The 1,028-nt window shown below is 33.9% G+C and carries 1 protein-coding gene; it reads left to right on the forward strand.

The genetic code is table 11. The features are described from left to right. On the forward strand, window positions 1–953 hold a 953-nt coding region (locus AC1DND_RS28460; RefSeq protein WP_477586277.1), incomplete at its 5' end, for a glycoside hydrolase family 127 protein. Between the last annotated feature and the right edge of the window lie 75 nt (window positions 954–1,028).

Consider the following 1,028-nt stretch of genomic DNA (forward strand, 5'->3'; position numbering starts at 1 on the left):
ATATGTATGTTACTGGAGGTGTTGGTTCTTCACGGGAAAATGAAGGATTTACAGAAGATTATGATTTGCCTAATCAAACTGCATATTGTGAAACTTGCGCTTCTGTGGGTATGTGTTATTGGAATTCACGAATGAACCAATCATCTGGCGATTCTAAATATATAGATGTTTTAGAACGATCGATGTATAACGCTGTTTTGTCTGGAGTTTCTCTTAGCGGGACTGAATTTTTCTACGTGAACCCATTAGAATCCAAAGGAGATCATCACAGAAAAGCCTGGTATGGGACGGCTTGTTGTCCAAGCCAGATCTCACGTTTTATGCCTTCTATTGGTAATTATATTTATGGACAATCGGACAATGCGATCTGGGTAAACCTGTATATAGGCAGTACGGTGAATATTTCCATTGGAAAAAACAATTTGGAGTTACAAGAAGAGACCAATTATCCTTGGAATGGAGATGTAAAACTCATAGTTAAATCTTTAACCTTTCCTTTAGAAAAAGAAATTAGATTTCGAATTCCAGCTTGGTGCAAAAAATATTCCCTTTCATTAAATGGAAAAAAAATTAATAACCCAATAGTGGAAAATGGATATGCAGTATTGAAAAAAGAATGGAGAAAAGGGGATGAAATTAAAATTTCTATGGATATGCCAGTTGAAGTGGTTAAAGCAGACGATCTTGTAAAGGCTGATATTGGAAAAAGAGCTATACAAAGAGGGCCTTTGGTGTATTGCATGGAAGAGGTAGACAACAAATCTAATTTTGACCTCGAAATTATTTCTAAAAACACAAAGTTTGAAACCACTTTCAATCCTGGTTTATTGGGAGGAATTATGGAAATAAAAACAGTAGCGGATCCAAAAAATGTCATAAAATTTATTCMTTATTATTCTTGGGATAACAGGGCGGAAAGTAAAATGAAAGTATGGATTGATTACAAAGAATAATTAATTTTTTTAAAAAAGATCAAGAAAAAAATGAAAAAAGCATTGACCATATTATTGTTGTTTCCAGCGCTGTTA

The sequence above is a fragment of the Pedobacter sp. 01N416 genome (assembly GCF_056399685.1).